Origin of the sequence: Fibrisoma montanum, assembly GCF_003583365.1 — a bacterium.
In the GTDB taxonomy this organism is placed as follows: Bacteria; Bacteroidota; Bacteroidia; order Cytophagales; family Spirosomataceae; genus Fibrisoma; species Fibrisoma montanum.
On sequence record NZ_QXED01000011.1, the window covers coordinates 87,248 to 106,458 of the forward strand.

The window sequence follows — 19,211 nt, forward strand, 5'->3', positions numbered from 1 at the left end:
TTTCGACGAAAAGGCGTAGGCGCAGGGTCATCCGGCTCTGCGCCTGATCTATTATCAGAGGTTAGAATTTTTCTCTGATAGTAAAGTTCGTAATCTTTGCACTCATCGCTTACTAACTATTAATTTTTTGATAATCTGTCTATGAGACAAGTCTCTATAATTCTGTTAGTTATCCTGTGTGGTGTTGGCTTTGCCAGTGCCCAGACCAACATAGTCGGTACGGTCACCGACGCGAAGAAACAACCGCTGACGGGCGTGACCGTAACGGTGCGGGGTACGACCACCGGCACCATCACAAACGAAAATGGTCGCTTTGAACTAAAGACCGACCGCGAACTTCCGCTGACGCTGCAAATATCGTTTGTCGGCTATGCCACTCAGACCGTGTCCGTACGCGGCAATAATTTCCGTAACGTAACGGTGGAACTGGCCGAACAGGCCATCATTGCCGATGAGGTGATCGTGTCGGCCAGCCGCGTAGAAGAGAGCATTGCAAAGGCCGCCGTGACGGTTGAGAAGCTGGGGCCTAGGCAGTTTGCCAACTCGCCGGCCGCTACCCCGTTTGATGCGCTTCAGAACGTGAAGGGCGTGGACCTGCTGACGCAGAGCCTGACGTTCCGGTCGGTGAATGTGCGGGGGTTCGGGGCCAATAACAACAACCGCTTCGTGCAGCTCACCGACTACATGGACAATCGGTCGCCGGGACTGGGTTTCGGTTTCGGCACCGTGGCCGGTATCTCGGACCTCGACGTTGAAAGCATCGAACTGATTCCGGGAGCGTCGTCGGCCCTGTACGGACCGGACGCACTGCAGGGCCTGATGCTCACGACCAGCAAGAACCCATTTACGTACCAGGGCCTGAGCGCTCAGGTAAAACTGGGAGCCAATAACTTCGGGAAAGCGGATTTTGGTCCCAAGCCGTATCTGGACGTAGCCGTTCGGTACGCCAGACAAATCGGTACGCGGTTTGCTTTCAAGGTCAATTTTCAACGGCTGACTGGTACGGACTTCATCGCCGACGACTACAGCGATCGGTCGACCAGTGCCCGTCCCGGATTCTTTACGACCGATGCCGGGCGGGGCGGAGTTGCTACGGGTATCGGCTACGTTCCGAACGACGACCCGAACACCAACTTCCAGTACGACGGAGTAAACATTTACGGCGACGATATCAACGTAGCGGGGGGCTCGTTCCGGTTTCCGGCCGACTACCCGCGTCAGGAGCTGCGCAACGTACTCGTTACGCGGACCGGCTACAGAGAGATCGATGTAATTGGCAACGAAGGCAAGGTGTTCAGCAACCGGGCAAACGTAGCGCTGCACTACAAACTGACCAACAATATCGAAGCCTCGCTGGGCTGGTACTACGGAAACGGCAATTTTATCCGGACCGCCGGTTTCCGCGAATATTTTCCTGATTACAACCGCCACCAGTTCAAGGCCGAAGTGCGGGGAGATAACTTCTTTGTGCGGGCCTACACCACGCAACAGAAAGCAGTGGGTTGGAACATTGGCCAGACGGCCGTGGCCATCAATAATTCCTGGAAGTCGATCAATCAATGGGCTTCGGAGTTTGGTCAATCGTACATCGATACCAAAACGACCGTGGGCGATGCCCGCCGGACAGCCGACCGGGGGCGATATTTGCCGGGTTCCGACGAGTTCAACCGCATACGGGATGCCGTCAGTAGTACGTACAATACGGATTTTGTGCCGGGCCTGAACAACGTACGGGGCACCCGGTTTCGGGATAATTCGCAGCTGTGGCATTACGAAGGCATGTACAATTTCTCTAAGCTGCTGCGGGTAGCCGATCTGCTGGTTGGTGGCAATTACCGGCACTATACGCTGGAGTCAGGAGGGACCGCGTTCCCCCGCAGACCGGATGGCTCGGAATACACCATCGACGAGTACGGGGCTTATGCGCAACTCTCCAAAGAGTTTTCGATCCTCACCGGGCTGACGTTTAAACCGACGGTGGCGATTCGCTACGACAAAAACCAGTACCTCAAAGGTGGCTTTACGCCCCGGGCTTCCGGCGTAATCAGCTACGGTGTGCATAACCTGCGCGGTTCGTGGCAGTCGGCGTTCCGCAACCCGTCGCCGGGGCAGTTGTTTGCCATCCCGGCCGCCCGGCAGAATGGAGAAGTTGGTGGGCTGGAGTTGGCGTACAACGGGGCCGGGCTGAACACAAACCCGGGCTACCTGCAGGTGGAAACGACACCGTATCAGGCTAACCCGAATGCGACGGCAGCCCCTCAGCCGTTTATCATTGATCCTACGCAATACACGACCGAGAAGATCCGGACGTGGGAGGTGGGGTACAAAACCGTTGTGGGCAGCAAGCTCTACCTGGATGCCTACTATTTCGGCAGCCGGTACTCGGATTTTATTGCCGCCCAGAGCGTGTTTCAATTGCTGACGCCGGGCGGGGGAGCCGGTGCCCTGCTGACACCGTCGAACTACCGGACGTTACAGGTCAACTTCAACAACACCAACGAGATCTTTGTGCGGGGAGCCGGCATTGGCCTTGAGTATGGCCTGGGCAGTGGCTATACCCTGAGCGGGAATTATGCGTATCAGATTGGCCAGATTACACTGCGCGACGCCCGGGGCAACATCCGCAACGACCGGGCGGGTAATCCCGTTGTGAAGCGGAAAATGAGCAATCCGGAGGTAGCTCAGCTTGGCCGCAACTTCTTTATCTCGCCCGAAAATCGCTACAACATCAGCCTGAGCAATCCGCGGCTGACTGACCGGATCGGGGCCACCCTTACGTACCGCTGGACCGACCGGACCTGGGTGGAGCAGGGCACGACACAGGGCGATGTGTGGCTGCCGTCGTGGGATAGTTTCGATGCGCAGGTGTCGTACCGGGTGCCCAGCTTCAAGTCAGTTGTCAAGCTGGGTGGTACCAACCTCCTGAATCAGTATTATTCGCAGAGCTATGGCTTAGCCCGGATCGGCGCGTTGTATTACGTATCGATCACGTTCGATGAGTTGATGCGGTAGACAGACTACAAAACGCAGAGGGGCAGAGTTAGCGCAGAGTACGCCGGAAATAATTATCTCCGTTAACTCTGCGGTACCCTCTGCTCCTCTGCGTTTAAAGCCTGGAGCCAGTGCAATTTAGTTAGTACAAAGACCAGGTCGATGTAATCTGGTAACCGTATGCCTGATTTCAAACAAGCCATTATCTACCAGATCTACCCCCGGAGCTTCAATGACGCAGACGGCGACGGTGTGGGTGATCTGACGGGGATTAATCAGAAGCTCGATTACCTCCACGAGCTGGGTGTCGACATCCTTTGGCTGAGTCCCATCTTCAAGTCCCCTAACGCCGACAACGGCTACGACATTTCCGACTACCAGGCCATCCAGCCCGCGTTTGGTACGATGGATGATTTTGACGAACTGCTGGCAGGTGTTCACCAGCGGGGCATGAAGCTGATTCTGGATTTGGTGGTCAACCACAGTTCCGACGAACACCCGTGGTTTCAGGAATCGCGGAAGAGCAAGGATAATCCGTACCGGGATTATTACATCTGGCGAGCGCCCAAAGATGGCAGGGAGCCCAACAACTGGCTGTCTTTCTTCTCGGGTCCGGCCTGGAAATTCGACGAGCAGACGGGTGAATACTACCTGCACCTCTTTGCTGAAAAACAACCCGACCTCAACTGGGAGAACCCCAAACTCCGGCATGAGATTTACCGGATGATGCGTTTCTGGCTCGACAAGGGTGTCGACGGCTTTCGGATGGATGTTATTCCGTTCTTATCCAAAGACACGACGTTTCCCGACTATCCCGAAGGCCGCTACGGTGATCTGACGATCTACGCCAATGGTCCGCGTATTCATGAGTTTCTGCAGGAAATGAACCGCGAGGTATTGAGCCAGTATGACTGTGTTACGGTCGGGGAGGGCTTTGGTGTGTCGGCGGAGCAGGCAAATCTGTACGTAGGCAACGACCGGCGGGAGCTGAATATGATCTATCATTTCGACCATGCGGTACCGCGCGAAGAACACCGGTTTATCGATCCGGCACCGGAGTTTACGCTGCCCGAGCTGAAGACGATCTTCAATAGATGGGACGAAACGATGGGCGATATCGGCTGGCAAAACATCTACTTCGGTAACCACGACAACCCGCGCGTCCTGTCCCGTTTCGGGAGTCCTGACCGGTTCCACTACGAATCGGCGACGATGCTGGCAACGGTGCTGTTGACCCAGCGGGGGACGCCGAGCATATACCAGGGCGACGAAATCGGCATGACCAACTGCCCATTTGCCAGCATCGACGAGTACGACGATATTCAGGTAAAAAACGCCTGGCAAGCCCTGGTCGTAGAGGGTGGGGCGTCCGCCGACGTATTTCTGCGTACCGCGAACCGCATTGCCCGCGACCACGCCCGAACGCCGATGCAGTGGTCATCTGAGCCAAACGCCGGATTCATGCTAACCGGTCAGGCCAGGGAGGCACCAGTAGGTCTGACGGAACGTCTGACCGGCCGGCACGAAGAACCCAACTCACATCAGACGCAAAAGTCATCGCTCAAGCAATCATCGGGTCAGACGTTCCGTCAGACCAGGGAGGCACCGGTAGGTCTGACGGAACGTCTGACCGGCGGAGAGGCATCAGCCCTGAACGCTGAACCCTGGCTGAAAATCAACCCTGACTACACCAAAATCAACGTAGCGGATCAGCAGGTACGAACGGACTCCGTGCTGAATTACGTTAAAAAGCTGATTCGCTGGCGGAAGCAGACCCCAGCCATCTGGGAAGGCACGTACCGGGACCTGCTGCCCGACCATCCGACCGTCTGGGCGTACGAACGGATACGTAATGACGAACGTTTGGTAATTTTGGCGAACTTTTCAGACCAGGACGTGTACGTGCCAGGAGTTGAATCAGGGGAAGTGATTACATCAAACTATCCCGGATCATCTTCGGTACTGCGGCCTTTTGAAGCGCGTATTCTTGCCTTGTATGCTTGACACAATAACACCAATTCCTGTCCGCACAACCGATCGTGTGGCTGAGATCGCCTGGTTCGATGACCTGTGCGGAGGGGATACCGAATTTTTAGGACAGCTCGACCCCGAACGGCGGAGCAGCTTTGAGCACTGCCGCGATATACTGCTGACGGCCGAAAAGTACGGCTTCAAAAATATTCTGCTGCCGACGTCGTACATTGTTGGCCAGGACCCGGTTGCGTTTGCGTCGGCCGTGGCGAAACTGACCAGCGACATTAGTCTGCTGGTTGCCATCCGTACCGGCGAAGTGCATCCGCCGATGCTGGCGCGGGCCATCAGCACCCTCGATCACCTGCTGGAAGGGCGCCTGACCATCAATATCATCAACTCTGATCTGCCCGGATTAAAGGAAGACGGGGCCATACGGTACCAGCGCTGCTCAGAAACCATCGAAATCCTGAAACAGGGCTGGACGCAGGATCGGGTCGAGCACGATGGCCCTTTCTACGGGAAGCTGAGTTTAGCCAGCGATCCGGTTAAGCCTTACCAGCAGAACGGTGGCCCGCTTCTGTATTTCGGAGGGATTGCGGATGGCGCTAAAGAGGTCTGCGCTAACCACTGCGACGTTTTCCTGATGTGGCCGGAGAACGAAGAAAGTCTGTACGCCACCATGCAGGACGTATCGGCCCGCGCCGAAAAATACGGCCGGACGATTGACTTTGGCCTGCGGGTTCACGTAGTCGTGCGGGAGACGGAGGAAGAAGCCCGGGCCTACACCCGGCACCTGATGTCGAAGTTTGACGCCCAGCAAGCCGAAGCCCTGAAACACCGGGCGCAGGATTCGAAGTCGCTGGGGGTGTTGCGGCAGGACGCACTACGTCAACAGGCCGATGAAGACGGATTTGTGGAGCCGATGTTGTGGACCGGTATCGGTCGGGCGCGGTCAGGAGCCGGGGCTGCACTGGTCGGAACACCCGGGCAGATCATAGCGAAACTAAACCGCTACATGGATATGGGCATCCGGTCGTTCATTCTGTCGGGGTATCCGCTGATCGAGGAATGTGCGTACTTCGGGCGGCTGGTATTGCCTCATCTGCCGAACGTGCGGCTGGGCGATGTGCAGGGGAGGAGGCCCGTAACAACCCCCGCCACGCCGTTGACATTCGGGGCGTTGGCGTATCAATAAGTAATCAAACGCAGAGCTAACAGAGAAAGCGCGGAGGACGCGAAGAATGACTCTGTGCTCTCTGCGAAACCTCTGCTAGCTCTGCGTTTAGATAATGCTATCTCAACTCCAAACCATCGACATTATCGTCCTGATTCTGATGCTGGCCATCATGCCAACGGCCGGGATTATCATTGCCCTCCGGAAAAAAACCGCCGAGGACTACTTTCTGGCCGGGCGCAACATCAGGTGGTGGGCAGTGGCGGGGTCGGTGTTTGGAACCAACATCAGTTCATTTCACCTGATTGGGATGCTGGGCATCGGCTACTCGATCGGATTCGTACAGGCGCATTACGAGATTGTTTTTCCGGCTATTCTGCTGTTGTGCTTTGTGTTCCTGACGTCTTACCGGCGGCTGGACGTATTCACGCTCTCGCAGTACCTCGAAGTACGCTACAACGATAAGGCGAGGCTATTGTATACTATCCTACTGATCCTAATCATCCTGGTGCAGTTGGTCGGCTCGTTCTACGTCGGCAGCCTCACCTTGCAGTGGTTGTTTGGCGGTACCAGTTTTGAGATGTCGTATGCAACGGGCTTGCTGCTGATTGGCCTGATTACGTGCTCATATACCATCTGGGGCGGTATGGAATCCATCGTCGTGACCGATACCATCCAAACGCTGATGATGCTGGCGGCTGGTACGGCCGTGGCTTACTTTACGCTGAGTCAGCCCGAGATCGGCGGTTTTACGGGGCTGCTCAACCTCGATGCGGCCCAGCCCCGCGAGGTGCAGAAGATGCACCTGTATTTGCCCAGCGATCATCCGAATCTGCCGTGGACGGGCATTTTTACGGGGCTGCTGCTCCAGCACTGCTTTAACTTCTCGACCAACCAGTTTCTGGTGCAGCGGGTTCTGGCCGCCAACTCCGACAGCGATGCTCGCAAAGGCGTTATTGCCAGCGGATTCCTGAAACTGACCATACCGTTTTTCAGCATCTCGGCCGGTGTCGCTGCGTACTATCTGTTCCGCGCCCGCTTCGCAGCATCCGCTGGGGGCGCAATGGATTTCAACTCCGACAACGCCTTTTTGAGGCTGGTCGAAACGGTTATTCCGCACGGTACGGGGCTGGTCGGAATGATTCTGGCGGGGCTGACGGCCGCTACGTTCTCGTCCGTGGATTCAATGATGAACGCGGCCACTACGTTGCTGACGGTCGACGTGTACCAGAAGTATGTGAACCCAAAAGCCACTGACAGGCAAATCGTGCGCTTCGGCCGATTGATGATTGTGGTGATGGTCGTGGCCAGCATTGGTCTGGCACTATGGACGTATACGCCCGACCGCACCAATAATTTCATGCTTAAAGTATCGGCGCAGTTGTCGTACTTCACGCCGGGGATCATGGTTGCGTTCTTTGTGGGGATCCTCTGGCGGGGTGCATCGGCGCGGGCCGCCGTCGTGGCCATGGCTGTGGCCCCTTTCTACGGCCTGCTGGCCGAATTTCTGTACAACAACTTCCTCAGCACGAACCCATCAGTTGCAGCTGTTTTTGGCGAAAAGCTGAACTTCATGCACCGCGTCTTTCTGACCTTCCTGCTGACGTTAACGACACTCATCGTCCTGAGCCGAACCGCCTTTCCTAACCTCCGCCCCGAAGGCTTCGAGCGGTTGCGGGTCGACATCGACGCCGGCCAGTTAGCCCGGGCTGTAGGCTTGTTTCTGCTGGTGCAGGCCGTGTTCATCGGTTTAGTCTTCGTGGGTGGCTTCTCACCCAAGAGCGTCGCCGTCTGGGCGGCTCTGGCTACGTTTGGGCTGTTCTTAAAGAGCGAAAGAGCGAGAGAGCGAAAGAGAGAGTCGGTTGTCCAGGCTGGTTTTAGCTTTAATAACGACCTGCTGTGGGCTGGTCTGCTAACATCCATCAGCGTGGGCGTGTTGTACTATTTTGCGTAAATTGCTTTGAGTACCAAGCCAACGTACCGTTATGATCGCCACGCCAACCACTCCATTTTCGCCTACACGTCCCCTGATGAATCCAAAGCGTACAAAGGGCAGGAGGTTATCTCAGCCGCGCCTGTCGTGCCCGAGTTACAGTTTGCAGTGGTTGATATGTTTGCGTGATAATGAAATTAAGCAATAATTTATCCCCTCCAAGTGGCCCAAACATCATATTCCTCTCTAGGAGAATTAATATCTGTGTTAATGTGTACAGCTTGGCGATTACCTTGCGAAGCAAAACCAGCAGATTTAGTTTCGTCAATTTTCCAGCCCGTATCATCAAGCGAGTGATATAAAATTTCTAATGGATCTGCTTTTCTGTCGTTAAGCCCGCCGAAACGAATAACCATTTGAGCTCTTTTCTTCGCTACTGCCCCTGAATTAATCCAAACTTTTTTCAATTGAGCGGCAAACATTTCTGGACTCGCATGTTCCACCTGCCCATTCATTGAATAGTCTACAGTAGATTGCCCTCCTAAAAACCATAGACGTAGCCACTGGTCGGGTATGTACGTTCGCATTCCATAGTAAGGAGGTGAGGTGATTATCCAACTTACTCTTTTTGATATAGTCTTAAAAGTATTGCTGTCACGACTGTCACCAGTTATTATTTGACCCTTACTGCGTACCACCTCTTCATTAAAATACTTGTTAGCTCTTTCTTCAATAATTGATAGTATATTGACATAATCTGGTTCAAGCCGGTTTTTATTCCAGAAGTTAACAGCATACACTGGCTTAGGAGCGTATGTCCTTTGACACTGATTAGAAAAATACGACTGTTTAGTCTTTTGCTTTGGACCATGCAATGCTCCTAAAACAATAGCACGAAGTGCTATTCTCTCGTCTGACTCGCAGTCATTCAATAATTCTTCTCTGATTTTACAAAGAGCGCTTAGCACATCAGGATGATATGCCTTTTCCCAGAAAATGCCTTCAGGAACATGAGTGTTTGTCGAATCATTATTAAGAATTCTCTTCACTTCTCTAATAATAGCACGTGGGTTGGTGTTAGCTAATTTGGCTTGAGATATAGCTACTGCTACTGGGCTGCTATCAATGCCAATAGTACGTAACCCCAACATTCGACCAGCATAAACTGTGGTGCCACGACCACAAAAGGGGTCCAAGGCCCATTGCCCTTTTTTTCCTGCTTCCTTAAAGATTTCATACGGAAAATCTAAAGGAAACATGGTGAAGTAAGGGCATATACCATTGAGTAATGCCCTCTTTTCTAATGATATAGTTTTTTGAGCCAATTATTTTTGCTGTTTTAATCGAAGGTGTGATTTACCATTCTCATTCTTGACCCGCTCCCATACAGAATTCTGAGCACCGAAAATTTCATTCATTACAAGTGGTACAAATTTGTATGCCAAGTCGTTTCGTTCTGTCTCATCAATAACAGCTGGCAGATTTTCCTTGATTACTGCTTGCAGTGCTCCCCAAGCAATGCCGCCGTTATTAAGCTTTTCCATAATTTCAGCATCAGACCGTATTGCATCAACAGCTCTTGTTTTATAAGCGCTCAAGGGATCTATGCCATTTACGGCTAAACCAGTATCTGGATCTAATAACTGTTGTTCAAACTTTTGTTTGAGCTCTTGAGCATAAATACTAATTGGAGCTTGGTCATACTTAGGATCTCTCAATTTATGTAGTGCTTCAAACGATAGCACTCTCAATGCTACTGGATAGGGCTTGCCACCAGAGGAACTCCAAAATACGCCTTGCCCTGGTATCGGCTCATTTAGAAGAGAACTCAGTATATCTTGACTAAAGTGTGCATTTGACTGCTTAATATTATTTAAGTCAGATGCAGACAATAGATGGAAAATAAACCAGTTGTCTCCTTGGCTAAGAAGCTCGTTTGGGATACTACCTGGCTGTTGAGTAATTAAAACTGCTCCTAAGTCGTATTTTCTACCTTCTTTTACCCAAGCTATATATGGCTCTGAACCAGCTTCATGGCCACTAAGCACAGACTGAGCTTCTTCAACCACAGCTAAAGTTGGTATAGTTTGTGGTTGAGCTTCGGTATACTGTTCTTGGTTATGGCTAAATATTTTTCGAAGAATAAGACTTGAAAGAATCAAGGATTGTCCACCACGCATTTGAGAAACATCAATAACACAAAGTTTTCCGTCTTTTAATGCGCTTAATAACAAATCCATCAATTGACTGCTACTGTCATGTAACATACGTACTATTGATGTCATGTTAGATTTTGCGGCCAAAGCTTCAGCTTCCTGATTTGGCAATGTAAGGCCAAGGATTCGTGCGATATCAGATGTTTGAGTTTGATTGCCATCTCTATCAATAATATTGACTAGTTCCTCCCACTGATCATCTCTTAAAGATCTTAGCTTGCGTACATTTTGCTGGTCCTGTCGGTCAGGACTTAATGAGATAGATATTACATCGCTTGGTTTCAAGCGCCGAATGTCGAGCTTAATTCCTCCTGCTACGAAGGACTGGTAGAAAGGGCTTGGCCCTCTACGATTGGTAAATATGACTAAGTTATTTTCAATAGCTTCAACGTCGCATAAACCTGGCCTACCTTTATCATCCGGCCAGAAATATTCACCATCTGGATCAAAAAGTAGAGTACCTACTGGTACCTTTCTCCCCCCACGTTTTTCTGTAGTAGGAGTGGTTTTATATAGTTCACTAAAAAGCAACTTGTTCAAGTTTGATTTGCCGAAACCAGCACGAGCAAATATAAATGACCTGCGCGAAATCAAGTTGCTGACCGGAAACTTTACTAAGATCTCTGGGTCTTTAATTTGCATCCATTTCTCAGAGGATAACTTGTTACTAGTCCCTGAATATATATATTCTCCAAGGGCATAAAAGCCTAATTCAGCCCCTTCAATATTATGACCTGCGATCTCCTGAATAACTTCTTTCGACGGAAAAGCCACCGCACTACCAACGTGAGGTAAACGTCTATGGGAAGCCACAAAAGTAAGTGAGTTGCTAGTGTCATTTCGCAACACTCCTAAAACTCTGATGTCAATCTCATACTTGAGATAATCCTCTCTTAGGTCTTCCGGCACTGGGCGACCTTCGCGCATAGCTCGTATATTAAACTCTTCTCCTACTCCCGAGGATAATTTACCTGCTGATGATAGGGAGGTTATTCTTCCTAGCACTGCCTCTTCTGGTGTTTCCAATTGGACTAGAAGAAACTGACCGTGCATTGGAATACTTTGAAAATCATTTCTATATGGAAGGACTAAGTCTGCGTGAAACTCAAGACCGCCATGGCTAAAGCCTCTGAATACACCAATGATTTGTTGGGGTGGGAATAGTTCAAACTTGCTCATTTATCTTTTTATAGTTCTGAATCAATAACGAAGTCGGGCAGGGTCAGCATCTTGCATCCTTGTTATGTCAATCACTGAGCCCTCATTGCCAAGTACATTCCTTAAGCCATTAAAGATGTGGTCTTGCAGGATGTCATAATCAAAATCAACAAGAGCAGCATTCTCGTGAGCTTTTTGAAGGCAGAGAGGATAGAAAGGAACCGGAAAGCCGCTTACAGCATCTGCTAATAGATAACCGATGATTGCTGGGGCTTCTCCTATTTGCGGCAAAAAGATATCAATTGGCCAAATGGGATCACGTGACCTGTTACCAAACTTGACGAAGAACATTTTGCCACCGACAAATTTGTTTATTTCTCCGGTACCTATATCCGCATCATCGCCACGGGCATACTCTGACCATATGTAAGCTTTTGTTTCAATATCACGAGGAATCTCTACAAAAGCTGGATAATCAGTTGTCAATATATGTTCAAGGTGCATCGCCAAGCGGTACCGTGTGAGGACTTTGCTATGTTTTGCGAAGCCAACTATAAAAATTTTTCGACGATCTTTTTTGTGTTTATCAATTCCTTCTTCGATACCAGTGAGGTATTTTTTGAAATTGTCTTTCGCAAAAACTTTGCTTCTAAGTAGTCCGTCAAACACAATCAATGTATCGGTACCGAACTTAGTTTCTCTAACAATATTGAATAAGATTGCCCATTCTACTATTTCTCTATAAACTTGAACCCAACTAGGACTTATTGGTTTATTGCTATCTTCATTATCACTTATCATGTGGCTTAGCTGATCCAAGCGATCAACTCCTAAATAAGCCATCATTTTACCAAGTGCAGTAGCTGGCGTACCATCATCTAAGAATTGCTTGGCACTCAACTGTGAGATTTTAGTGGAAGGGGTTATTGCCTCTAAGCAATATTCATTATTGCTTGAATCTACCACTCTGACCAACTGTATTAAGAAAGGGTCATACTGTATCTTATTATTCCCACCGTCTGTTCCAACAAGTGAAATAGCAGTCGTATTTCTTGGTTGAATACGACGAACAGAACCTTGTAAAGGACGGATTTCGTCTCGTAGCTGGTCTAAAAGGTTGCGATCTTCTTTTAATCTCTCCGATATTTCGGAACGAAGCTGGTTATAGCTTTCAGGGTCAATCATGGTGTAGGATCATACAACTGCGTGATGCGTAAAAGTAACCTAAACCGACAACTTTGCCAACCTAAAATTCTCGTTTTTGTATGCGTTCAAGAAATTTGTGTCAGGAATGGATATAATAGTTTCTATAATCTACTCCGCAATCAACGACTCTTTAAACCCCGGCTGCTCCCGCTTCTTCGACGCCTGCTCATAGGCGTAACCTACAGCAAGCAATGGCCCTTCCTGATAGGTGCTGGCGATAAGGGAGAAGCCAACCGGTAGGCCGGAAACGCATTTGTCATGTAAGTTAGTCATCGTTGGGTATATTTGAGAAAGAAACGAACTGTGCTATGCTCACATCACTTTCGGGAACCTATAAAAATGGAACGATCATTTTAGATGAGGTTCCGTCCATCGATCACGATGTACCTGTGATTGTCACCTTTCTGGAAGATAATAAACTTTCCAAAGCGAAGGGTAAAGGGGTAAGGTTAGGTAGCTGGAGCGGTAAATACAGCTTACCCGATAACTTTAACGAGCCGCTTGACGATCTTGCCGATTATATGTAATGGATTATCTGATTGACACGCAAATTCTTATTTGGTCGCTGGTTAGCCCTGATAAGCTTTCTGCTACGGGTCGTCGCGCATTACAAGAGGGGACTATTTATGTGAGCGTCGTCAGTTTACTGGAGATTGCGATCAAGCAGAAGGTCAATAAGCTACCTGATTTGCCTGTTACGACCGACGAGTTGGTTGAGCAGTTAAAACGAGATGGCTTTGACTTGTTGCCGCTTTCAATCCGACACATTGCCCGATACAATGATATCCGGTTGTTGCTGGCAACCGCATTGGCCGAACGTGTACCTTTAATCAGTGCTGATGAACATTTCAGCTATTATACTGACCAGGTAACAATTGTCTGGTAGACTTTATCTGCTCTTAAACGTAAAGTTAGCCATCTCATCACCCCGGCACCAACGACTCCTTAAACCCCGGCCGCTCCCGTTTCTTCGACGCTTGTTCATACGCATAGCCCATAGCGAGTAAGGGGCCTTCCTGATAGGCACTGGCAATGAGTGAGAAGCCGACCGGTAGGCCGTGTACGTTACCCATCGGGATGGTCAGGTGGGGGTAACCGGCCATGGCGGCTGGCGGGCAGAAGTAAAAACCCGTGTCGTAGTCGCCGTTGATCAGATCGATGCAGCCCGCAAAGCCGATGCTGGTTCCGCCGATGGCATCCAGCTTGTTGGTTGCCATGAGCCGGTCGATGCGTTGGCGCCAGGCTCGGGTTTTTGCCAGGGCTTCGGTGTATTCTTTGCTGGTCAAGTCGCCTTTGGCTTCGCTGATTTCGAGGGTTTCCTGTTTAAAGAACGGCATGGCCCTGGCTTCATTCTGCTTGTTGAAGGCAATGACGTCGGCTAAGGACTTCACCGGCGCGTTGGCCGTCGACAGGTAGCGGTTCACGCCGTCTTTAAATTCGTAAAGCAATACGGTGAACTCGGCTCCGCCCATGTCCTTTAGCTCCTTCATCATCTCGATTTCAACGACCGTAGCGCCCTGCTTTTTCAGTACTTCAATGGCTTCTTTGTACAGGCTCACTACGCCTTCGTGCCCTTGCAGAAACGATTTTTCGACGCCAATGCGCTTACCCCGTAAGGCATCGGCTTTCAGAAAGGGCGTGTAATCGGTCGCGCTTTTGCGCTGGCTTTCGAGTGTAACGGCATCGGCCGGGTCAACGCCTGCCATAGCGCTGAGTAAAATGGCTGCATCAGTTACGGTGCGCGTCATCGGTCCGGCGGTGTCCTGTGTCTGCGAAATGGGGATAATGCCGCTACGGCTAACCAGTCCGACGGTCGGTTTTAAGCCAACCAGACCGCAATGCGACGCGGGCGCTATGACGGAACCATCGGTTTCGGTGCCGACCGCTACGGCGCACAGATTGGCCGATGCCGCCGAGCCGGAACCTGAACTGGAGCCGCTTGGGTTGCGGTCCAGTACGTACGGGTTACGCGTCTGCCCACCCCGGCTGCTCCAGCCGCTGCTCGATCGCGTCGACCGGAAGTTGGCCCACTCGCTGAGGTTCGTTTTGCCCATTATGACAGCTCCGGCTTTTCGCAACTGAGCGACAATAAACGCATCCTTGGCGGCTTTGTGACCTTCCAGGGCGAGCGAACCCGCAGTAGTCATCATCTGGTCGCCGGTGTCGATGTTATCTTTTATCAGCACCGGAATGCCGTGCATAGGGCCGCGTACTTTACCGGCCTTACGTTCGTCGTCCATTGCTTTGGCTATGGCCAGGGCATCCGGATTAGTTTCGATTACCGCGTTCAGACCGGGGCCTTTCTTGTCGATGGCGTCGATCCGGTCGAGGTAGAGTTTGGTAAGGGCTTCGGACGTGTACTCACCCGACTGCATCTTCTGCTGCAGATCGGGGAGGGTCAGTTCATTGAGGGCAAACTCATCCACAAAGGGTTTGGATGCATCGGTTGCCCCGGCCGCTTTGGGCGATGAGCAGGCGGTTGTTGCCAGGGAAGCGGCTGATACGGAAACGACTGAGCTGTGCTTGATGAAGCGCCGTCTGTTCATAAAAAGGTGAGTAATTAATTCGCTGGTTCTGTTAACGGGGCATGAAGTTAAGCAGGCTTTTACACAATGCCGTTCGGCGCAACGACAAAAACTTGTCTGGCTCACGAAACAGGAGATGACAACCTGGACCGCTACGTTACTCCACAAAATGCCAGCAGACACCGGCCAGATCAATAACGTTTACCTCGCGGCCGTAGGGTTGATCGATTGGCTTGCTGATTCGGATGCCAAACGTTTCGGGAAGTTGCCTGTCTGTTACGTCCCGCCAGAATTCATCGGCGTTGGTGATGCGGACGCTGAGCATGAAGTTTTCGGCAAACTCAACCTTGTCGTATTTCTGTAAAATGAATTTGCAGCCATCGCGCTCGAAACCAACGTAGTCGCCGGCGTCCCAATTCAGGTGGAAGCCCAACGCCTGGAAGAATTGTTTCGAGCCCTCAAAATTGCTGCCGGAGGGAACAAATGGTTCAATGGACAGGATGGTCATGGGAAAAGGAAGGTAAGATAGCAGACGCGTTGACGTTAAGAGCTGATGAGTAAGGCGAAAATTCTTTATATTTGAAAAGAAGGGTTATCAATAATTGAGGGCTTGTATAAGAGGATAACAATGCTAACAACCATAACAGGCACATACGAAAACGGCCAGATTATATGGCATGAAACGCCCCCAGTTAAAGAGCGGACGGAGGTGATCGTTACGTTTCTGGAATCTAAAGAAGATAAAATTTCCAGCGATAAGCACAAACGACGGGGCGGGACTATGAAAGGCGAAGTCTGGATATCAGATGATTTTAACGCGCCTTTGGACGATTTAAACGATTACATGTGATGCGACTGCTGCTTGACACGCAGTTACTGATTTGGTTTCTTGAAGATAACAAGTCGTTACCTGGTCATATCCGTGATCTTATTAGTGAAGCAGACAATGAAGTACTAGTTTGTAAAATCAGCTTCTTTGAAGTCGCTATCAAACTTAAAATTGGCGGGCGTCTTAATCTTAAACGTGGCCTGCTTGGTTTGATTAATGACTGTCTGCTGGAAAATATCAGTGTGCTGCCCCTCTTGGATGATCACTTGCTGGCTTATGACCGAATTCCTTTTTATGACGACCACCGCGACCCGTTTGATCGATTGATTCTAGCCACGGCTTTAGCTGAGTCAATTCCCATCATTTCTGCTGATAAAAAGTTTCAGCAATACACAGGAGTCGTTCAATTAATTTATGTCTGAAACTGGACATGATTCTCCTTTTCAAACAGAAACTATAGGGATACAGAAGGTGATTTTACCTTCTTGAATAATACCAATAACCGGCCGAATTGTTGATTGAAGTTATTCGTCGTCCAGACCAAATTCAATAAAGTTGTCATCACACGAGCGCACCCCGGAACAAGGCCAGCCGCTCGCGCAGGACGTACCCGCCTGCTTCGGGGTTCCAGCCACCCAGCCGGGTGAACAGCCGGACGCTGCCCGGCAGCGTGGCGTATTTATCCAGCGCCTTGTACCAAACCTCGCGGTCGCGGTAGGGGGCCAGTAGTATCCGCGCCTGGCTCAGCGCCCGGTGCTGGCGGGGTGTCCAGGGCGGGCGCTGGCGATAGGCCGCCCCCTGGCCGTTGAGCAGGTCCGGGAGGGTATACTGCGGAGCCGTCGGCAGCAGTTCGCTTAACAGATACAGCCCCAGCTCAACGTTGAGCATCCGGTTGGCTACGCGGCCCGGCAGCGCGTGGCGGTTGCGCAGGCGAGTCGCCAGCGGCTCCTGCCAGCGCAGAAGGCTGGACAGGGCCGGGCGAACGGCGGGATAGGCGGATGTTAATGCAGTGTTCATTAGTGTTGTTCGTTGTTCAAGTCAGAGTTGGTACCCACAGGACGCAGCGTATACGTTGTTCTCCTGCTTTGAGAGTAATGGTTCCTCGCTACTGCAGTTGTGGCTTCAGGCGCGGAAAATGAAAGATGCGGAACAGGCCGTTGTCATTGATTGACCAACCCTCCTGTTTCGCAACGGCGTACAACCAGTCAGCAATGTGCTCCCGCTGGGCCAGGTAGTTGCGCTTACGTAGAAAGTCCTTCACGCAGAGTGTCGTTGTGAAGCCTTCGGCCAGAATCAGGGTAGTAGCAGCCAGGCGAACTTCGTTAAGACCAGCTTTTTTGAGTTGCGTTTTCATGACACAGTGTACGTTTAGTGTTTTCTGAAATTCGTTGTCTCATTTCACTACCGAATCGGGGTCCTGCGGGGTGTTCATTAGTCGTTGCTGAAGGCCCTTGTTGCGTTCGATTGTGAGTCAAAGATGGCACCTGCTGAACGTAAATTTTTTACGTTGTTCTCCCGGGTCAAAAATATTTTTTTACACGTACTAGTTGTCGGATCGGCGCTCACTGCGGCTGGGGCCTCAGACTCGGGAAGTAGTAGACCCGAAAGAGGCCATTATCGTTGACGGCCCAGCCTTCCCGTTTGGCTACGGCATACAGCCACTTCGATACGTCGGCCTGGTAAGCCAGGTAGTTTTTGTTGCGAAGGAAGTTTTTAACGCACAACGTCGTGGTGCAGCCTTCGGCCAGGATCAGCGTCGTGGCGGCCATGCGTACGGCTCGTAGTCCCGCTTTTTTGGGTTTTGTGTTCATCTTACACCTTAATTCGGACCATGTACCGGATCGTACACTGCGCCTGGTTATACACAATGAATTCGTTTTTCAGCAGACTCACACCCCGTTGCGCATACACCGAATCGTAGCTGGGGTCAATCTGTTTCAGCCGGTCGGCATCCAGCTGCATATGCCAGTGTTCGTGTTGGTTTACCACCAGCTGTTTACCCACATGAACCTCATAAATAGCCAGATAGCCTTCCTGATGCGTTCCCTTCGCCCACACAGAGCCGTGGAGGGAGGTGTAGTTCAGAGATTTGCTGAACTGATCGGCGAAGTAGATACCGTAGCCGAACATCTTGCCCGTAATGACGGCGTTGGCCGGACGTAGTACTAAGCCTGTTTTTAGGATTGAGAGCCAGTTTTCGCTGCGGCTCCCGTGCCAGAGCAGTTGCGTTTTGCGGTTTTTCTGCCCGTTCACATACTCGTCGAAAGCCGCCTGGGTATTGGCCTGACACACGCTGAAGGCGGCATCGAATTTGTCGACGTCTGGTCCCATCATGCGTTTGATGAGCGTCAGTAAGCGTTTGTCGGTCACGGGCTCCATAGTCAGGTTCATCGTTTCCAGGAGCGAAACCGGCGGCTGGTCGGACTGGGAAGTCGGCTGGTTTAACTCAACCTGCCCACGCATGACATCCAGCGTATCCTGCTCACTGGCCAGCCCATCGCGGAGTGTCTGCAGTTCGGCGGCCGACTGGGGCGGTTGGGTAAGCAGATGTTCGCCGACCTTGCCCATCTTGCGCGGAATGGTCTTGAACAGATCCAGCAGCCTGCGGTTGAACGTGTCGGTGTCCAGACCAGGCCCCATCATATCCGCCAGGTCGTCGAGCAGGCGCTGGGCCGCATCAACCTGTTTGCGGGTTACTTCCTGGGCCGTAACGACGTAGTTCTGAAAAATGGAGCGGTTGGCCAGTTCCAGCAGTCGGCTCATCAGACCGCGTACGGCCGGGTTTTCAATCGAGCCGGCATCCGTTGCTATGCTGGTTTCGGCAAACAAATGGGTCTGGTCTACATACCCCTTCGCCACTTTCTCGCGAAACTTCTTGTCCCATTGTGCCAGCGGATAAGTAGCCGTACTATGCGTGCCGCCCACCCGACCGTACTGCACAGTGAACGTACCAGTATCATTCTCGCGCATTTCATAATACTTGTTGTTGTTCTCGGCCGTGACCATAATGAGTTTGGCCATCCGAAAGGCTTTAGCGGGCTGGGTTTTAAGCGGAGGGTCTGATTGGTAGCTTGTTGTATGGTTGTTGAGAGTAGGTGCTGGTTGTGTTTGTTGTACGATAACCGCCGGGTTCGTCCTGGTTGTGATGCGCTGCAGCAGACCGGAAAGCATGGAATAAAGTGTGGTTAATCAGATGAAAAAGAAT

General features: G+C 51.2%; 19 protein-coding genes. 9 read left to right on the top strand and 10 right to left on the bottom strand.

The window, feature by feature from the left end:
• The first annotated feature begins 141 nt into the window (after positions 1–141).
• The 5 genes from DYU11_RS28300 to DYU11_RS28320 all read left to right on the top strand — a co-directional run bounded on the left by DYU11_RS28300 (position 142) and on the right by DYU11_RS28320 (position 8,261).
• Positions 142–3,012, top strand: coding sequence for a TonB-dependent receptor domain-containing protein (locus DYU11_RS28300; protein ID WP_119671108.1), 2,871 nt, complete (start codon positions 142–144; stop codon positions 3,010–3,012).
• Positions 3,013–3,171: 159 nt separating this feature from the next.
• The gene (locus tag DYU11_RS28305; RefSeq protein WP_119671109.1) at positions 3,172–4,995 is read left to right on the top strand and encodes a glycoside hydrolase family 13 protein; all 1,824 of its coding nucleotides are present in this window, start codon (positions 3,172–3,174) and stop codon (positions 4,993–4,995) included.
• Positions 4,988–6,160: an LLM class flavin-dependent oxidoreductase gene (locus DYU11_RS28310; RefSeq protein WP_119671110.1), complete on the top strand. Its 1,173-nt coding sequence runs from the start codon at positions 4,988–4,990 to the stop codon at positions 6,158–6,160. Before DYU11_RS28305 ends, DYU11_RS28310 begins: the two co-directional genes overlap by 8 nt.
• A gap of 94 nt (positions 6,161–6,254) precedes the next feature.
• Entirely contained in the window at positions 6,255–8,093 is a 1,839-nt protein-coding gene (locus tag DYU11_RS28315) for an SLC5 family protein (protein ID WP_119671111.1), read from the top strand.
• A gap of 6 nt (positions 8,094–8,099) precedes the next feature.
• Positions 8,100–8,261, top strand: a complete 162-nt coding sequence (locus DYU11_RS28320) for a hypothetical protein (RefSeq protein WP_229366097.1) — start codon at positions 8,100–8,102, stop codon at positions 8,259–8,261.
• A gap of 20 nt (positions 8,262–8,281) precedes the next feature.
• Here DYU11_RS28320 and DYU11_RS28325 read toward each other — a convergent pair whose 3' ends face one another.
• The 4 genes from DYU11_RS28325 to DYU11_RS28340 form a co-directional block, all read right to left on the bottom strand.
• On the bottom strand, positions 8,282–9,331 hold the full coding sequence (locus tag DYU11_RS28325) for a DNA methyltransferase (protein ID WP_119671183.1): 1,050 nt from the start codon (positions 9,329–9,331) through the stop codon (positions 8,282–8,284).
• A gap of 66 nt (positions 9,332–9,397) precedes the next feature.
• Positions 9,398–11,467, bottom strand: a complete 2,070-nt coding sequence (locus DYU11_RS28330) for an ATP-binding protein (RefSeq protein WP_119671112.1) — start codon at positions 11,465–11,467, stop codon at positions 9,398–9,400.
• Between the two features lie 21 nt (positions 11,468–11,488).
• The gene (locus DYU11_RS28335) at positions 11,489–12,631 is read right to left on the bottom strand and encodes a hypothetical protein (RefSeq protein WP_119671113.1); all 1,143 of its coding nucleotides are present in this window, start codon (positions 12,629–12,631) and stop codon (positions 11,489–11,491) included.
• A 129-nt stretch (positions 12,632–12,760) separates the two neighbouring features.
• Entirely contained in the window at positions 12,761–12,925 is a 165-nt protein-coding gene (locus DYU11_RS28340) for a hypothetical protein (RefSeq protein WP_199736817.1), read from the bottom strand.
• A 35-nt stretch (positions 12,926–12,960) separates the two neighbouring features.
• Here DYU11_RS28340 and DYU11_RS28345 point away from each other — a divergent pair, with 35 nt between their 5' ends.
• Both DYU11_RS28345 and DYU11_RS28350 read left to right on the top strand, forming a co-directional pair.
• The gene (locus DYU11_RS28345) at positions 12,961–13,179 is read left to right on the top strand and encodes a hypothetical protein (protein WP_119671114.1); all 219 of its coding nucleotides are present in this window, start codon (positions 12,961–12,963) and stop codon (positions 13,177–13,179) included.
• Positions 13,179–13,538 (top strand): type II toxin-antitoxin system VapC family toxin, encoded by a 360-nt coding sequence (locus tag DYU11_RS28350; protein WP_119671115.1) that lies wholly within the window; start codon positions 13,179–13,181, stop codon positions 13,536–13,538. The genes DYU11_RS28345 and DYU11_RS28350 overlap by 1 nt, the downstream gene beginning before the upstream one ends.
• A gap of 37 nt (positions 13,539–13,575) precedes the next feature.
• Here DYU11_RS28350 and DYU11_RS28355 read toward each other — a convergent pair whose 3' ends face one another.
• Together DYU11_RS28355 and DYU11_RS28360 are read right to left on the bottom strand one after the other, a co-directional pair.
• Entirely contained in the window at positions 13,576–15,198 is a 1,623-nt protein-coding gene (locus DYU11_RS28355) for an amidase (RefSeq protein ID WP_119671116.1), read from the bottom strand.
• A 136-nt stretch (positions 15,199–15,334) separates the two neighbouring features.
• A complete protein-coding gene (locus DYU11_RS28360) occupies positions 15,335–15,685 on the bottom strand; it encodes a VOC family protein (RefSeq protein WP_119671117.1) in 351 nt (116 codons plus the stop codon).
• Positions 15,686–15,805: 120 nt separating this feature from the next.
• Here DYU11_RS28360 and DYU11_RS28365 point away from each other — a divergent pair, with 120 nt between their 5' ends.
• On the top strand, positions 15,806–16,027 hold the full coding sequence (locus DYU11_RS28365; RefSeq protein WP_119671118.1) for a DUF2281 domain-containing protein: 222 nt from the start codon (positions 15,806–15,808) through the stop codon (positions 16,025–16,027).
• Entirely contained in the window at positions 16,027–16,428 is a 402-nt protein-coding gene (locus DYU11_RS28370) for a type II toxin-antitoxin system VapC family toxin (RefSeq protein ID WP_119671119.1), read from the top strand. Before DYU11_RS28365 ends, DYU11_RS28370 begins: the two co-directional genes overlap by 1 nt.
• 139 nt (positions 16,429–16,567) lie before the next feature.
• Here DYU11_RS28370 and DYU11_RS28375 read toward each other — a convergent pair whose 3' ends face one another.
• From DYU11_RS28375 to DYU11_RS28390, 4 genes are all read right to left on the bottom strand, one after another.
• Positions 16,568–17,023, bottom strand: a complete 456-nt coding sequence (locus DYU11_RS28375) for a pPIWI_RE_Z domain-containing protein (protein ID WP_119671120.1) — start codon at positions 17,021–17,023, stop codon at positions 16,568–16,570.
• 88 nt (positions 17,024–17,111) lie between these two features.
• Positions 17,112–17,360 (bottom strand): hypothetical protein, encoded by a 249-nt coding sequence (locus DYU11_RS28380; RefSeq protein ID WP_119671121.1) that lies wholly within the window; start codon positions 17,358–17,360, stop codon positions 17,112–17,114.
• A gap of 208 nt (positions 17,361–17,568) precedes the next feature.
• Positions 17,569–17,817 (bottom strand): hypothetical protein, encoded by a 249-nt coding sequence (locus tag DYU11_RS28385; protein ID WP_119671122.1) that lies wholly within the window; start codon positions 17,815–17,817, stop codon positions 17,569–17,571.
• 1 nt (position 17,818) lies between these two features.
• Complete coding sequence (locus DYU11_RS28390) at positions 17,819–19,177, bottom strand: ADP-ribose polymerase (RefSeq protein WP_119671123.1); 1,359 nt, start codon at positions 19,175–19,177, stop codon at positions 17,819–17,821.
• Positions 19,178–19,211: the final 34 nt, after the last annotated feature.

Bases quoted from the DNA above. Each gene is read 5' to 3' on its own strand.
- DYU11_RS28300 (WP_119671108.1), top strand. From the start codon at position 142: ATGAGACAAGTCTCTATAATTCTGTTAGTTATCCTGTGTGGTGTTGGC.
- DYU11_RS28305 (WP_119671109.1), top strand. From the start codon at position 3,172: ATGCCTGATTTCAAACAAGCCATTATCTACCAGATCTACCCCCGGAGC.
- DYU11_RS28310 (WP_119671110.1), top strand. From the start codon at position 4,988: ATGCTTGACACAATAACACCAATTCCTGTCCGCACAACCGATCGTGTG.
- DYU11_RS28315 (WP_119671111.1), top strand. From the start codon at position 6,255: ATGCTATCTCAACTCCAAACCATCGACATTATCGTCCTGATTCTGATG.
- DYU11_RS28325 (WP_119671183.1), bottom strand. From the start codon at position 9,331: ATGTTTCCTTTAGATTTTCCGTATGAAATCTTTAAGGAAGCAGGAAAA.
- DYU11_RS28330 (WP_119671112.1), bottom strand. From the start codon at position 11,467: ATGAGCAAGTTTGAACTATTCCCACCCCAACAAATCATTGGTGTATTC.
- DYU11_RS28335 (WP_119671113.1), bottom strand. From the start codon at position 12,631: ATGATTGACCCTGAAAGCTATAACCAGCTTCGTTCCGAAATATCGGAG.
- DYU11_RS28340 (WP_199736817.1), bottom strand. From the start codon at position 12,925: ATGACTAACTTACATGACAAATGCGTTTCCGGCCTACCGGTTGGCTTC.
- DYU11_RS28345 (WP_119671114.1), top strand. From the start codon at position 12,961: ATGCTCACATCACTTTCGGGAACCTATAAAAATGGAACGATCATTTTA.
- DYU11_RS28350 (WP_119671115.1), top strand. From the start codon at position 13,179: ATGGATTATCTGATTGACACGCAAATTCTTATTTGGTCGCTGGTTAGC.
- DYU11_RS28355 (WP_119671116.1), bottom strand. From the start codon at position 15,198: ATGAACAGACGGCGCTTCATCAAGCACAGCTCAGTCGTTTCCGTATCA.
- DYU11_RS28360 (WP_119671117.1), bottom strand. From the start codon at position 15,685: ATGACCATCCTGTCCATTGAACCATTTGTTCCCTCCGGCAGCAATTTT.
- DYU11_RS28365 (WP_119671118.1), top strand. From the start codon at position 15,806: ATGCTAACAACCATAACAGGCACATACGAAAACGGCCAGATTATATGG.
- DYU11_RS28370 (WP_119671119.1), top strand. From the start codon at position 16,027: ATGCGACTGCTGCTTGACACGCAGTTACTGATTTGGTTTCTTGAAGAT.
- DYU11_RS28375 (WP_119671120.1), bottom strand. From the start codon at position 17,023: ATGAACACTGCATTAACATCCGCCTATCCCGCCGTTCGCCCGGCCCTG.
- DYU11_RS28380 (WP_119671121.1), bottom strand. From the start codon at position 17,360: ATGAAAACGCAACTCAAAAAAGCTGGTCTTAACGAAGTTCGCCTGGCT.
- DYU11_RS28385 (WP_119671122.1), bottom strand. From the start codon at position 17,817: ATGAACACAAAACCCAAAAAAGCGGGACTACGAGCCGTACGCATGGCC.
- DYU11_RS28390 (WP_119671123.1), bottom strand. From the start codon at position 19,177: ATGCTTTCCGGTCTGCTGCAGCGCATCACAACCAGGACGAACCCGGCG.